The organism is Actinomadura sp. NPDC048032, from assembly GCF_040653175.1.
Taxonomy (GTDB): Bacteria; Actinomycetota; Actinomycetes; order Streptosporangiales; family Streptosporangiaceae; genus Spirillospora; species Spirillospora verrucosospora.
In genome coordinates this window covers 14,214-27,621 of record NZ_JBEZJP010000060.1, presented here as the reverse complement: position 1 = coordinate 27,621, position 13,408 = coordinate 14,214, and the positions used below count along the sequence as shown (strand labels likewise).

Here is a 13,408-nt window from a genome sequence, read left to right as displayed (position 1 = left end):
GCGGCGACCGCCACGGGCGCCGAGATCCGCACGGCGTCCTCGAATCCGGCCGCGCATTCCAGGTCGCGGCCCTCGTCCTCACCGCAGAAGGCGGCGTCGCCCCAGCCGCCGAGGGCCGAGAAGAGCCAGAGGACGGCCAGCGCGCAGTTCGCGATCGTCGGAATCGCCGGCGAGATCCGCCAGCCGTTCGGGCGCCCGGACATGGCCTGCACGACCGGAACGTACCTCGCCTGGCGGGAGCCGGGAACCCCTCCGTGGGGCGGCCTCCGGTCCGTCAGGTGATCTCTTTGGCCTCGTGCAGGTTCATGTCCATGACGATGGCCGTCATGACCGCCATCGTCCGCAGCGGTTCCCGGACGGGATCGGCGATCTCCACCGCGTACTTGTCGGCGGTCGTGAGCAGGTGGGTGGCGAGGCCCGCCCACTTCTTGCGGACGTGCGCCACCTTGCCGCCGTCGGCGTCCTTCACCTCGAAGTTGTTGCGCGGCACGTCGACCTCGACCGTGCCGATGAGCGTCCCGTCGTCGTCGTAGACGACGTAGCGGCGGCCGACCCTCTCGGTGACGAAGGAGCCGACGCGCTCTCCGTCCGGCCGGAGGATCTCGGTGTACTCCCGGCCGCTCTGCTTGTCCACGACGTACAGGGGGTCGCCGTCGGGCGTCGTCAGCAGGACGGCTCGGGCGTCGAGGTTCGACTTGCCGGGGAACAGTCCGCGCATGACCGCGGCGTTGCCCTTGTCGTCGGTCGGCGCCGCGATGGCGAGGACGGTCCCGCCTTCGTCCAGCACCTTGTACCGCGACTTGGCCAACGGTCCCCTGCGAGGCTGTTCGACCCTGAGCACCGGGGAGCTGAACACTTCGCTCACGTGTTCTCCTGCCTCGTCGGCCGCATCGGCGACCGCCTCACTGTTCACTTCGCCTGCGCCCGCGTCCTCGGCGGCACGCCCTCCAACCGGCGATCCTGCCAAGCGCCGGGCCCGCAGGGGAAGCACTTTGCGCGCCCGTCTCCGCCCGGCGGAATCGCCGCGCCCGCGCCCGGCTCACTGACCTGCACCGCCGTGGCCCGGGGTGCCCGTCCGAGAAACATTCTTCTTTCGGCCCGGCGTCCCCTGAGCATCCCCACGGACATCTCCGGCGCCCTACGAGCTTCCACAGAGCGTCGTCCTGCCCGAACCAGGGCTTCGACCCGCACCGGCCCTCGCGGACGCGGAAAGGGGCGGTTCCCGAAGGAACCGCCCCTTTCACATGCACTCGGAAGTGCGAACCGCGGACTCGCTCAGAAGTCCATGCCGCCGGCGTCGGGCATGCCGCCCGCCGGGGCCGGGTTCTTCTCGGGCTTCTCGGCGATGACGGCCTCGGTGGTGAGGAACAGCGCGGCGATCGACGAGGCGTTCTGCAGCGCGGACCGGGTCACCTTGGCCGGGTCGAGGATCCCCGACTCGAACATGTTGACGTACTCGCCGGTGGCGGCGTTCAGGCCCTCGCCCGGGGTCAGGTTGCGGACCCGCTCCACCACGACGCCGCCCTCAAGGCCGGCGTTGACGGCGATCTGCTTCAGCGGCTCCTCGAGAGCGCGCTTGACGATGTTCGCACCGGTGGCCTCGTCGCCCGCCAGCTCCAGCTTGTCGAACGCCTTGGTGCCGGCCTGCAGCAGCGCCACGCCGCCACCGGGGACGATGCCCTCCTCGACCGCGGCCTTGGCGTTGCGGACGGCGTCCTCGATGCGGTGCTTGCGCTCCTTGAGCTCGACCTCCGTCGCGGCGCCGGCCTTGATGACCGCGACACCGCCCGCGAGCTTGGCCAGGCGCTCCTGGAGCTTCTCGCGGTCGTAGTCGGAGTCGGTGTTGTCGATCTCGGTGCGGATCTGGTTGACCCGGCCCGCGATCTCGTTGGCGTCACCGGCGCCGTCCACGATGGTGGTCTCGTCCTTGGTGATGACGACCTTGCGGGCGCGGCCCAGCATCTCGGTCGTGGTGTTCTCCAGCTTGAGACCCACGTCCTCGCTGATGACCTGGCCGCCGGTCAGCGTGGCGATGTCGCCCAGCATGGCCTTGCGGCGGTCGCCGAAGCCCGGCGCCTTCACAGCCACGGACTTGAAGATGCCGCGGATCTTGTTGACGACCAGGGTGGCCAGGGCCTCGCCCTCGACGTCCTCCGCGATGATCAGCAGCGGCTTGCCGGACTGCATGACGCCCTCGAGGACGGGCAGCAGGTCCTTGTTGGCCGACGCCTTGCCCTGAACGATCAGGATGTACGGGTCCTCGAGGACCGCCTCCATCCGCTCGGGGTCGGTCACGAAGTAGTGCGAGATGTAGCCCTTGTCGAAGCGCATCCCCTCGGTCAGCTCGAGCTCCAGACCGAAGGTCTGGCTCTCCTCGACCGTGATGACGCCTTCCTTGCCGACCTTGTCCATCGCCTCGGCGATCATCTCGCCGATCTGCGGGTCGCCCGCGGAGATGGACGCCGTGGAGGCGATCTGCTCCTTGGTCTCCACGTCCTTGGCGAGCTTGGACAGCTCCTCGCTCACCCGCTCGACGGCGGCCTCGATGCCGCGCTTGAGCGACATCGGGTTCGCGCCGGCGGCCACGTTGCGCAGACCCTCGCGCACCAGCGCCTGGGCCAGCACGGTGGCGGTGGTGGTGCCGTCACCCGCGACGTCGTCGGTCTTCTTCGCTACTTCCTTGACGAGCTCCGCGCCGATCTTCTCCCACGGGTCCTCGAGCTCGATCTCCTTGGCGATCGACACACCGTCGTTGGTGATCGTGGGAGCGCCCCACTTCTTCTCCAGCACGACGTTGCGGCCCTTGGGACCAAGGGTCACCTTCACGGCGTCGGCGAGCTGGTTCATGCCGCGCTCGAGACCGCGGCGGGCCTCCTCGTCGAACGCGATCATCTTTGCAGCCATAGGCTCCAGTCCTCCCGGAACAAGGTGGCTTAGACGGATCGAGCCGACGCCCGCGACGGACGGCCCCGCCGACGACTTCCATTCCGCCGCCGGCCTGAGGCCTCATCGCCCCGACCCATGACTGTGTGAAGTTGTCACTCTCCACATCAGAGTGCCAATGCTTGTTTAGCACTCTACCCTGTCGAGTGCAAGCGCCACACATCACCGCCGCACGCGTCGCGCCGACCCGCTCGGAAGCGCTCTGACCTGCGCCGGAGGGTCACGTCAGCGCTGCCGACCGGCAGGAGGCGTCCGTCCGAAGAGCGGCCGAACCATCGTCTCGCCATGCGCGGCTCACCTCCCCGTAACGCTTTCGTTCTGCCTTGAGCAGGTGCCGCCCGAGCGCGGGGAGCGCCGGTCGTTCAGACGCCGGCCGTCCGGCTGCGCGCACGGGCGAGATCACCCTCGGTCGCGCCATCCGCCACTCCGACGGCGCCGCCGGCTTCGACGAGATCGAGTCCCTACCGGGCTTCCCTGGGCCTCGCCGGGCTGACCCCGCGGCTGCTCGACCCGGCGACCGCAGCGCGCCGCGCGGACCGGCACCTCGCCTGAGAGGGGGTGCCGTCGCGGCCACCCGTGCCGCGTGCCATTGCACCGGCGGCGGCCCGTGCCGCTGTTTTTCGCGGTTTTTTCGTCACGGACCGTTGGTGCCGGTTCTGTCGGTGCGACAACGTTTGCGGCGGCCCGGTGCACCGGGAATCACCACGGCCCGTTAGGGCCGCTTTCATGGAGTATGGCGAATGGTGAGGATGTTCTTTCAGTCCCGGGCAAAGGGCCGCCGCAAACGGGTCCGGACATTGGGCGGCCGCTCCGGCGTCGATGGTGACCGGGCCGGAGCGGCCGTGGTGCTTCGGTGTCCTGCTAGGAACCGCGGTTCACCGCTTGGTGGACTCCTGCTCGGGGCCCTCGACCGCGTTGATCACGGTGTTGTGCTTCCCGCCGTGGATGTGGCTGGTGATGGGCCCGGTCATCGTCGCGCTGTTGCCGGCGTAGACGTTCGAGCGGGGCGATCCGCTGAGGTTCGTGAAGATCGCGTCGCCCGAGCCGTTCTCGATGTTGGCGACGTCGCCGTTCTGGCCGACGATCGCCTTCTCGGCCGCGTGGACGTGCACCGGCCCGGGGCGGCCCCCCGTGGTGGCCAGCCGCTGTCCGGCCTGCGGAGCGTTGGCGTCGGCCTGCTGCTCCGGCGCGGCCTGCTGGGCCTCCTGCTGCGGGGCGGCCTGCTCGGCGCCCTGCTCCGGCGCGGCCTGCTGCGCGTCCTGCTGCGGAGCCGCCTGCTCCGCCTCCTGCTGCGGAGCCGCCTGCTGCTCGCCCTGCTGCTGAGCGGCCTGCTGCGCGTCCTGCTGCGGAGCGGCCTGCTCGGCGTTCTGCTGCGGGGCGGCCTGCTGCTCACCCTGCTGCGGAGCCGCCTGCTGCGCCTCCTGCTGCTAAGCGGCCTGCTGCTGCGGAGCGGCCTGCTCGGCGCCCTGCTCCGGCGCGGCCTGCAGCGACTCCTGCTGCGGGGCGGCCTGCTGAGGAGCCGCCTGCTGCTCGGCGGCCTGGTGCTCGGCCGCCTTGGCGAGCGCGACCTTGGTGGCCTCCTGCTCGGAGCCCTCGACGCCGGTGACGGCCGTGTTGTGCTTCCCGCCGTGGAGCTTCGTGGTGATGTCACCGGTCTTCACCGGCTTGTTCCCGATCACCGGCGCGGCCTTGGGCGACTTGGTGATGTCGGTGTAGATCAGGTCGCCCGGACCCTTCTCACTGATGTACGTGGGGCCGTTGTGCCCCACGTACGCCTTCTCCACCGCGTAGAAGTTGATGTCGGCCATGGCCGAGGGAGCCGCGAGGACGGCCGCTCCCATCGTTATGCCGGTCACGGCCATCGTGCGCAAAATGCGCTTCATGCCTTTCCTCACTCTCGTATGCCGTTCGGCGCCCCAGGGAGCGCCACTCCGGGTTCAATCTTCCAGGACGCGGCCAGCGAGAAACCCAAGTGACGGAGAGGCGGTGATCAAGATCAAAGCCGTGAAACTGGCGCTCGCTAAAACTTGTTCCATGCGCGTTTGGCCGGACGGGAAGAACAGTTGCCCAATCCAGCATCCACCGGGCAATCGCGTTCCGGAGAAGGGGGAATCGGCCAGATGTGAAAGGAAAAGCCCCGGCACGGTGGACGTGCCGGGGCCTCGCGGACGAGACGGACGTCAGCCGCCCGCCACCGCGGGGATGATGGAGATCTGGGCGCCCTCGGGCGTCGGGGTGTCGAGCCCCTCGGCGAAACGGACGTCCTCGTCCCCGACGTAGACGTTCACGAAACGGCGGATCTTGCCCGCGTCGTCCAGGATGCGGGCGGAGATGCCGGAGTAGCTGGCCTCGAGGTCGGCGACGACCGCGCGCAGGGTCGCGCCCTCGGCCTTCACCTCGGACTCGCCACCGGTGTAGGTCCGCAGGATCGTCGGGATACGGACGGACACGCTGCTCATGCTGCTCCTTCGTTCTCAGGCGAGGCCCGCGGCGCGGAACGCCTCCAGGGACGGGGCGATGTTCGCCGACGGCGCGACGACCGGGGCGACGGCGTCCAGGGTCTTCAGGCCGTCCCCGGAGTTGATGATCACGGTCTCGGCGCCCGGGTCGAGGGCGCCGGCCTCGACGAGCTTGCGCAGCGTCGCGACGGTGACGCCGCCGGCCGTCTCACCGAAGATCCCCTCGGTGCGGGCCAGGAGCCGGATCCCCTCGACGACCTGCTCGTCGGTGACGTCCTCGACGGCGCCGCCGGTGCGGCGGGCCACGTCCAGGACGTAGGGGCCGTCGGCCGGGTTGCCGATGGCGAGGGACTTGGCGATCGTGTCGGGCTTCACCGGGCGGACGACGTCGTGGCCCGCCTTGAACGCGGCGGCGACCGGGTCGCACCCGGAGGCCTGGGCGCCGAAGACGCGGTACGGCTTCTCCTCCACCAGGCCCAGCTTGATGAGCTCCTGGAACGCCTTGTCGATCTTGGTGAGCTGGGAGCCGGACGCGACCGGCACGACGACCTGGTCGGGCAGCCGCCAGCCGAGCTGCTCGGCGATCTCGTAGCCGAGCGTCTTGGAGCCCTCGGCGTAGTAGGGGCGGACGTTGACGTTGACGAACGCCCAGTCGTCCTGCTCGCCCGCGATCTCGGACGCGAGCCGGTTGACGTCGTCGTAGTTGCCGTCGACCGTCACGAACGTCCCGCCGTACACGGCCGTCGTGATGATCTTCTGGGACTCCAGGTTCGACGGGACGAACACCGCGCTGCGGATCCCGGCGCGGGCCGCCGCGGCGGCGACGGCGTTGGCGAGGTTCCCGGTGGACGGGCAGGCCAGCACCTTGAACCCCAGCTCGCGGGCGGCGGCGAGCGCCACGGCCACGACGCGGTCCTTGAACGAGTGGGTCGGGTTGCCGCTGTCGTCCTTCACCCACAGGCTCTGCAGGCCGAGGCTCTCCGCGAGGTTGTCGGCGCGGACGAGGCGGGTCAGGCCCGGCTCGGTGTTCGGGGTGTCGGCGACGTTGGACGGGACGGGCAGCAGCCCGCGGTAGCGCCAGATGTTGCGCGGCCCGGACTCGATGGACTCCCGGGTGACGCCGTCGAAGTCGTAGGCGATCTCCAGGGGGCCGAAACACTCTTCACAGGCGTAGTAGGGCCCGAGGTCGCGGGACGAGCCGCATTCGCGGCAGACGAGAGCGGTAGCCGGTCCGAGGTCTGTGGCAGGCGTGAGTGCCATGAGGGCGAGGCCTTTCTCCCCATCTTCCCTGCGCCACCTTGGTCGCAGGCCGGAGTTGGCACCATCTCCCGGCCGGCCTCGCAGGATCGCGACGCGCCGCAGCCAGGTGGTTGCCGGGGCTTCGCAGGGCCGGTCCCTCCACCCCTCTGGATGAGCGTTATGAAGTTGTCGATCTACGAGCTTTGAACTCGTATGCGTGACTTTACATGAACTGACCGGATGCCAGACAGGCGGGTCCAGCGATTGAGACGTTACCCGGCGGGTGTCTTGATCACCCGTTGGGTCGGGTCGAGGAACACGTGCCGGACGGTCGGGACGCGCTCGCGGAGCCGCCGGTCGATCTCGCCGGCGACGTCCTCGGCCTCGTCGGCGCTGATGTCGTCGGAGAAGTGCACCTTCGCGGCGACGAGGATCTGCTCGGGGCCGAAGTGCATGGTGAGCAGTTCGTCCACGCCGGTCACGCCGGGCGCGCCGCAGATCTCGGCGCGGATCTCGCGCTGCTCGGCGGGGTCGGCCGCCTGGCCGATGAGCAGGCCCATGCTCTCCCGGCCGATCGAGAAGGCGAGGACGACCAGGAGGATCCCGATGAGGACGGACGCGAGCCCGTCCCAGAACTCCGACCCGGTGATCTGGCGCATCACGAGGCCGCCGGCGGCGAGCGCGAGGCCGATCATCGCCGCGGTGTCCTCGAACAGCGCGGTCTTGAACGTCACGTCGGGCGACTTGCGGACATGCTCGACCAGGTCGCGGTCGCTGTCGCGCGTCTCCTTCTTGGCCTGGTAGAAGGCGCGGATCCAGGACGTCCCCTCCAGGACCGCGCCGAGGCCGAGGACGGCGTAGGCGAGCCACACCGTCGTCCCGCCGCCGCCGTGACCGGTCATGGTCAGGATGCCCTCGAAGATCGAGAATCCGGCGCCGGCCACGAAGATGCCGAACGCGGCGAGCAGCGACCACACGTACCGCTCGTTGCCGTATCCGAAGGGGTGGCGCCGGTCGGGGGGCCGCTCGCTGCGCCGGAGCGAGGTGTAGAGGAAGCCCTGGTTGAGGGTGTCCGCCACCGAGTGCGCGCTCTCCGCGAGCATGGCGCTGGACCCGGCCAGCAGGCCGGCGAACAGCTTCGTGATCGCGAGGATGAGGTTCGCGGCACCGGCGACGAGCACGGTTTTCGTCGTCTCGGACTTGCTCATGGCCGCCGGATACCCCCTGGGCGGATGACTAATCGGGCGGAACGGACACAAGGGCGGGCGATGCCGGCCACCTCGCGGGTCACTTTGATGCGCCTCGGCCGCAACTGAGACCCTTCCCGTATGAGCCAAGTGCTGGTGGCCTCGAACCGGGGTCCGGTGTCGTTCTCGCTGTCGGACGACGGCGGGCTCACCATGCGGCGCGGGGGCGGCGGTCTCGTGTCGGGCCTCGCCGCCGTGACGGGCGCCCCGCGCGACCCCGGCCCGCCGCGTCCGGCCGAGACGGCGCGGGAGCCGTCCTCCACGGGAGCGGACGTGCTCTGGGTGTGCGCGAGCCTCGGCGAGGCCGACCGCACGGCGTCGCGCCGTTCCCCGGACGGCCGCCTCGACCTCGCCGGGTACGAGACCGGCGGGGCGGCGGTGCGCATGCTCGACATCCCGGCGGCCACGTTCGACCGCGCCTACAACGGCGTCGCCAACTCGACGCTGTGGTTCGTCCACCACCTGTTGTACGACACGCCGCGCAGCCCGCACTTCGACGCCCGCGCCCGGCGGGACTGGCAGTCCTACGAGGCGTACAACGCGGCCTTCGCGGACGCCCTCGCACGCGACGCCGCCCAGGGCGCGAAGGCGGCGATCCAGGACTACCACCTGTCGCTCGCTCCGCGGATGCTGCGCGACCGGCGCCCCGACCTGAAGATCGTGCACTTCTCCCACACGCCCTGGGCGCCGCCGGAGTACTTCCGGCTGCTCCCGGACGACATCGGCGCGCAGGTCCTTCTCGGCATCCTGGGCGCCGACCACGCCGGCTTCCTCACGGAGCGGTGGGCGTCGGCCTTCCTCGACTGCTGCGAGCTGCTACCGGGCGCGCGCGTCGACCGCGTGGCCCACACGGTCTCCTGCTCGGGCCACACCACGCGCGTGGGTGTGCACGGTCTCGGCGTGGACGGGGCGGCGCTGCGCAGGCGCGCCGCCGAACCGGACGTCGTCGAGAGGGCCCGCGCGCTGCGCGAGCAGGTGGGCGACCGCCGGCTCATCGTGCGGATCGACCGGACGGAGCTGTCCAAGAACATCGTGCGCGGGCTCGCCGCGTACCGGGAGATGCTCGTCAACCATCCCGAGTGGCGGGGACGCGTCGTGCACCTCGCGTTCGCCTACCCGTCCCGCTACGACCTGCCCGAGTACCGGGAGTACACCGCGGCCGTCCAGCGCATGGCCGGGCAGATCACCGACGAGTTCGGCACCGCCGACTGGGACCCGCTGATCCTCCAGGTGAACGACGACTACCCGCGTTCCCTCGCCGCCTACGGCCTGGCCGACGTCCTGCTCGTCAACCCGATCCGGGACGGGATGAACCTGGTCGCCAAGGAGGGGCCCGTCCTGTCGCGGCACGGCTGCGCGCTCGTGCTGTCGCGAGAGGCGGGCGCGGCGGCGGAGCTGTCCGAGGACGCGCTGGTGGTCAATCCCTACGACGTCTCGCAGACGGCCGAGGCCCTGCGCCAGGCCCTGCTGATGCCGCGCGCCCGGCGGGCCGAGCGCTGCGCCCGCCTCGCCGACGCCGCGACCGCCCTGCCCCCGCAGCGCTGGTTCGCCGACCAGCTCGCCGCGCTGGACTAGCTCCCCGCGGAATGGGAGCGGCGTGCTGCTCTGCGGGCGTCAGGGCAACACGCCGCGGGTCCGGTCAGGGGGCGCTGCCGGCGGACTGCTCGGCGGTGAGGAGGCATTCGACGGGGTTCGGCTCGTGGTGCTGCCTCCACCGCTCGCGCAGCGCGGCCTTGCTCTGCGCCATGCGCCGGTGGGCGGCGGTGCGGGTGAAGCGGGCGAGCAGGGCCGCGGACGGCTTCGGCAGGCCGCTCGGCTCGTAGCCGTACTCGGCGAGACGCTCGCCGAACGCGGCCTCGGCCAGGCTGATCTCCCACGCGTCGAGGCGCTCGGCCCATGATCCGACGCGGTCGGTCGTGACGGCGTCGCGGGTCCGGCCTTGCCACTTCCTGGTGGACGGGACGATCCGCTTCGCCAGCCCCTCCGGGTGGGTCATCTCGGGGTCGAAGTCCTCGCCGAGGAAGCCGCAGAGCCGGGTCAGCTCGTCGGCGGGGTCGGCGACGAGCCGCTCGTACTGCAGCTCGTAGTAGGAGTCGGGGCCGAGGCGCTCGGCGAGCCGGCGGCCGCGGTCGATCGTCTCCCGCCAGGCGGACACGGCGTGGTGGATGTCGGCGTCGAACCAGGGCATCTCCATCAGCGACGCGACGCAGTCCCGGCCGTCCCGGACAAGATGGACGAACTGGGCGTCGGGAAACATCCGCAACAGTGTGCCGACGTGCTGGGAGTAGCTCGGGCGCTTGTCGCCCCAGCGCGGTTTGCCGTGCAGGCGGGCGTAGGCGCGGAAGACGATGCCGACCGCCGAGCCGAGCGTCGGAGGCCCGTCGGCGATCTCCTCCACGAGCCCGTCGGCGTCCATGCCGAGCGCCCGCACCTTGGTGGCGCGTTCTCCGACGATCCACTCCGCGAGCATCCGCCTGTTCTTGCTGTCCCGGAGGTCACCGTAGTCGCACCTCGCCGCATAGGCGGGCAGGACGAACCGGGTCTCCGCCGGGATCGCGATGCGGGCGTGCGAGTGGAGCATCAGGCGCAGCAGCGTCGTGCCCGAGCGAGGACAGCCGAAGATGAAGATCGGACGATCGCGGCGGAGGGCCGGTCCTGGTGGCATGCACCGCATGCTGGTGCAGAAGCCCAGTTCAGAACCCGGCTTCTGCACCCACTGTTACGGTCCGATGACCCACCCTTGACCGGCGGTCAGGTGTAGGACTCGCCGAGCGTCTGCCTCACCTGCTTGCGCGCCTCGTGGATGCGGGACTTGACCGTGCCGAGCGGGAGCTTGAGCTGCTCGGCGATCTCCGCGTACTCCAGCTGCGAGACGTCCCGCAGCACCAGGGCCTGGATGAGGTCGGGCTTGCGGGCCTCCAGGTCCTCCATGGCGTCGAGGATGTCGACCCGGGAACCCGCGATGACGCTCGTCCGGCGCGGGTCGGGACGCTGCTGGGGAAGCTCGCCCGCCTGCTCGACCGAACGCCGCTTCAGCGAACGGTAGGTGGAGCGGGCGGAGTTGGCGACGACGACGTGCAGCCAGGTGCTGAAACGCGACCGGCCCTCGAACCGGTGGATGTTCCGGGCGACCTGGAGCAGCGCGTCCTGGCACGCCTCCTCGGCGTCCTGTCGGCAGGGCAGGAACCGGGAGCTGTGCCGCAGCACGTCCGGCTCGATCTTGCGGAGGAGCTCGTTGAGGGCGCCCTGGTCGCCCTGCGCGGCCTTGACCGCCAACTCCTCGGTCCTCTCGTCGAATGCCATGCCGCCTCATTGCTCGTTCGCGCGCTCACCCCGTTGTTGGGATGATACGGGAGTGTCTTTCCCACCATCAGTAGGCCGTTACCGGATCGATCGCGTCCTGGGGTCGGGGGCGTTCGCCTCTGTATGGCTGGGGCACGACGACGCCCTCGAGTCCCAGGTCGCCATAAAGGTCCTGAACGGCAGCCTGATCGACGATCTGGACGTGCGCAACAGGTTCCTCGAGGAAGCCCGGATCCTGCGCCGCGCCGACTCCGAGCGACTCGTCCGCGTCCACGACATCGGCGAGCTCCCGGACGGGCGCCCCTACTTCGTGATGTCGTACGCCGACCGCGGAACGCTCGGCGATCGCATGCGCGAGCGGCCACTTCCGGTCAGCGAGGCGGTGGCGCTCGCCGAGCAGATCGCCTACGGCGTCGAGGTGATCAACACGCTGGGCGTCATCCACCGCGACCTGAAGCCGTCCAACGTGCTGTTCCAGTCGACGCCGGACGGCGGCGAGAAACTGCTCATCGCCGACCTCGGCCTCGCCAAGGCGCTCGCGCACGCGTCCGGCGCCTTCACCCTTCCGGTCGGCACGCCCGGGTACATGTCGCCCGAGCAGGCGCGGTTCGGCGGCGGGCTCGACATCCGCGCGGACGTGTACGGCCTCGGCGCCCTGACCTACCACATGCTCACCGGGCGGGCCCCGGGCCCGGCGCCGGTCAAGAAGGCGCCGAGCGAGCTGCGCGAGGGCCTGCCCCCCGCGTTCGACCAGGTGGTCCTGCGGGCGCTGGAGGTCGAGCGGGAGAAGCGGTGGCCGACCGCCGAGGCGTTCGCGGAGGCGCTGTCGACGCTGCGGCCCACCTCCGCGCAGGCCGCGCCGGCGCCCGCCCAGACGGCGCCCCCGCCGCCCGAGCCGCAGATCGACGCCGACGCGACCGTCCAGGACTTCTACCGCGAGGGCGTCCAGGTCCAGCAGCAGCCCCCTCCCGTGCAGCAACCCGGGCCCCCGCAGCCCAATCCCGCGCAGCCTGCCGCGCCGGCGGGCCCGAGCGCGCAGCCCGGCATGCACACGCGGTTCGACCGGCCCGGCGAGGACGACCTCCACACGTCCGAGATACGCGTCCCGCCCAGTACGCCGTCCGAAGAGGTGACGGTCGTCGACCGGCCCAGCGGGCGCTCCACCCCCTTCACCCAGGTGGAGGCGCCCACATCACCCGACAACGACAACAACCCGACGATCGCCTACCAGGGTCCGCCGCCACAGGGCCAGCCGCAGGCGCCGCCGCAGAACCAGCCGCAGGGGCCGGACGACAAGACGACCGCGTTCCCGGCCCAGTCGCCGCAGGGCGGGGCCCCGCAGGGCGGGCCGATGCAGCAGATGGGCCCGGGCGGCCAGCAGCCCTACGGGCCCCCGCCGACCGGTTTCCAGCCTCCGCCGCAGGGGCCGGTCCAGGGCGGCGGGCAGGGCGGGCCGCGCGGCGGCGGAGCCCCGAAGAAGTTCGTCACGCCGCTGATCATCACGGCGGTCGTGCTGGTGGTCGCGGTGATCGGCGGCCTGACGCTCGGCATGATGTTCTCCGGCGGCGACGACGGCGGCAAGGACGGCAAGGACAAGAAGCCGGCGGTCCCGAAGGACTTCGTCGCGGCCGCCGACGGCTCGGGCAAGATCAGGACCGCGGTGCCGAAGGCGTGGCCGGTTCAGGGGCAGGAGCCGACGTGGACGCCGTCCGCCGTCGGCCTCGCCGACGGCCAGCCGCGCCCGGTGCTACGCGCGACGCCGGACAAGGCCGCGTTCCTCGGCAACGGCAAGGGCCCCGGCGTGTTCGTCGGCGTGACCACCGACCTCGGTGCGAACCAGCTCCCGCCGCCGCGCGCCGCCGTCCACCCGCAGTGCACGAAGGCCGCGCCGGAGAACTACACCACGCCGGACGGCGCCCTCAGCGGGACGATCACCCGCTTCACCGCCTGCAAGACCGGCACGCCGTCGGTCACCGAGGTCGGCCTCAAGGACAAGTCCGGCAAGTTCGGCCTGTGGATCCGGGTCAAGGAGACCGACGGCCGCGACGCCACCAAGGACATCCTCGACAACCTGAAGGTCACCGGCCCCTGACCCGGGGCTCGGACCGGTACCACGAAGACCCGCGCATCGAGGCGCGGAGCGGCCCCCGCTCCGCGCCTCGTTCCGTTCGGCGCGGGCGCACTCCGCAGTGATTCGCGTCACAGTGTTGCATCGCG

Annotated in this window: 12 protein-coding genes and 1 riboswitch; of the genes, 2 read left to right on the top strand and 10 right to left on the bottom strand. The window is 71.0% G+C overall.

From position 1 onward, the window contains the following. The 8 genes from AB0C69_RS11470 to AB0C69_RS11435 form a co-directional block, all read right to left on the bottom strand. Positions 1–212, bottom strand: a 212-nt coding sequence (locus AB0C69_RS11470) for a hypothetical protein (protein WP_360352682.1), incomplete at its 3' end; no start/stop codon positions are given. 62 nt (positions 213–274) lie between these two features. Further along, complete coding sequence (locus AB0C69_RS11465) at positions 275–865, bottom strand: phospholipid scramblase-related protein (RefSeq protein ID WP_345173111.1); 591 nt, start codon at positions 863–865, stop codon at positions 275–277. Positions 866–1,275: 410 nt separating this feature from the next. After that, positions 1,276–2,904 carry a chaperonin GroEL gene (gene groL / locus AB0C69_RS11460; protein WP_185031769.1) on the bottom strand — a complete coding sequence of 543 codons (1,629 nt, stop codon included), beginning with the start codon at positions 2,902–2,904 and terminating at the stop codon, positions 1,276–1,278. Positions 2,905–3,818: 914 nt separating this feature from the next. Beyond that, positions 3,819–4,055 carry a hypothetical protein gene (locus AB0C69_RS11455; RefSeq protein WP_360352679.1) on the bottom strand — a complete coding sequence of 79 codons (237 nt, stop codon included), beginning with the start codon at positions 4,053–4,055 and terminating at the stop codon, positions 3,819–3,821. 315 nt (positions 4,056–4,370) lie between these two features. After that, a complete protein-coding gene (locus AB0C69_RS11450; RefSeq protein WP_360352677.1) occupies positions 4,371–4,826 on the bottom strand; it encodes a hypothetical protein in 456 nt (151 codons plus the stop codon). Between the two features lie 297 nt (positions 4,827–5,123). Further along, complete coding sequence (locus tag AB0C69_RS11445; protein ID WP_149262935.1) at positions 5,124–5,402, bottom strand: MoaD/ThiS family protein; 279 nt, start codon at positions 5,400–5,402, stop codon at positions 5,124–5,126. 15 nt (positions 5,403–5,417) lie between these two features. Continuing rightward, on the bottom strand, positions 5,418–6,662 hold the full coding sequence (thrC, locus tag AB0C69_RS11440; RefSeq protein ID WP_360352675.1) for a threonine synthase: 1,245 nt from the start codon (positions 6,660–6,662) through the stop codon (positions 5,418–5,420). Positions 6,663–6,678: 16 nt separating this feature from the next. Then, positions 6,679–6,819, bottom strand: a riboswitch (SAM riboswitch). Positions 6,820–6,913: 94 nt separating this feature from the next. Then, entirely contained in the window at positions 6,914–7,849 is a 936-nt protein-coding gene (locus tag AB0C69_RS11435) for a cation diffusion facilitator family transporter (protein WP_360352673.1), read from the bottom strand. A 120-nt stretch (positions 7,850–7,969) separates the two neighbouring features. Here AB0C69_RS11435 and AB0C69_RS11430 point away from each other — a divergent pair, with 120 nt between their 5' ends. Then, on the top strand, positions 7,970–9,463 hold the full coding sequence (locus AB0C69_RS11430) for a trehalose-6-phosphate synthase (protein ID WP_360352671.1): 1,494 nt from the start codon (positions 7,970–7,972) through the stop codon (positions 9,461–9,463). Between the two features lie 64 nt (positions 9,464–9,527). Here AB0C69_RS11430 and AB0C69_RS11425 read toward each other — a convergent pair whose 3' ends face one another. Further along, the gene (locus AB0C69_RS11425) at positions 9,528–10,553 is read right to left on the bottom strand and encodes a sulfotransferase (protein ID WP_345173102.1); all 1,026 of its coding nucleotides are present in this window, start codon (positions 10,551–10,553) and stop codon (positions 9,528–9,530) included. Positions 10,554–10,639: 86 nt separating this feature from the next. After that, the gene (locus AB0C69_RS11420) at positions 10,640–11,191 is read right to left on the bottom strand and encodes an RNA polymerase sigma factor (RefSeq protein ID WP_089313869.1); all 552 of its coding nucleotides are present in this window, start codon (positions 11,189–11,191) and stop codon (positions 10,640–10,642) included. Positions 11,192–11,243: 52 nt separating this feature from the next. Between AB0C69_RS11420 and AB0C69_RS11415 the strand changes: the two genes are divergently transcribed. Continuing rightward, positions 11,244–13,283, top strand: coding sequence for a serine/threonine-protein kinase (locus AB0C69_RS11415; protein WP_360352668.1), 2,040 nt, complete (start codon positions 11,244–11,246; stop codon positions 13,281–13,283). Positions 13,284–13,408: the final 125 nt, after the last annotated feature.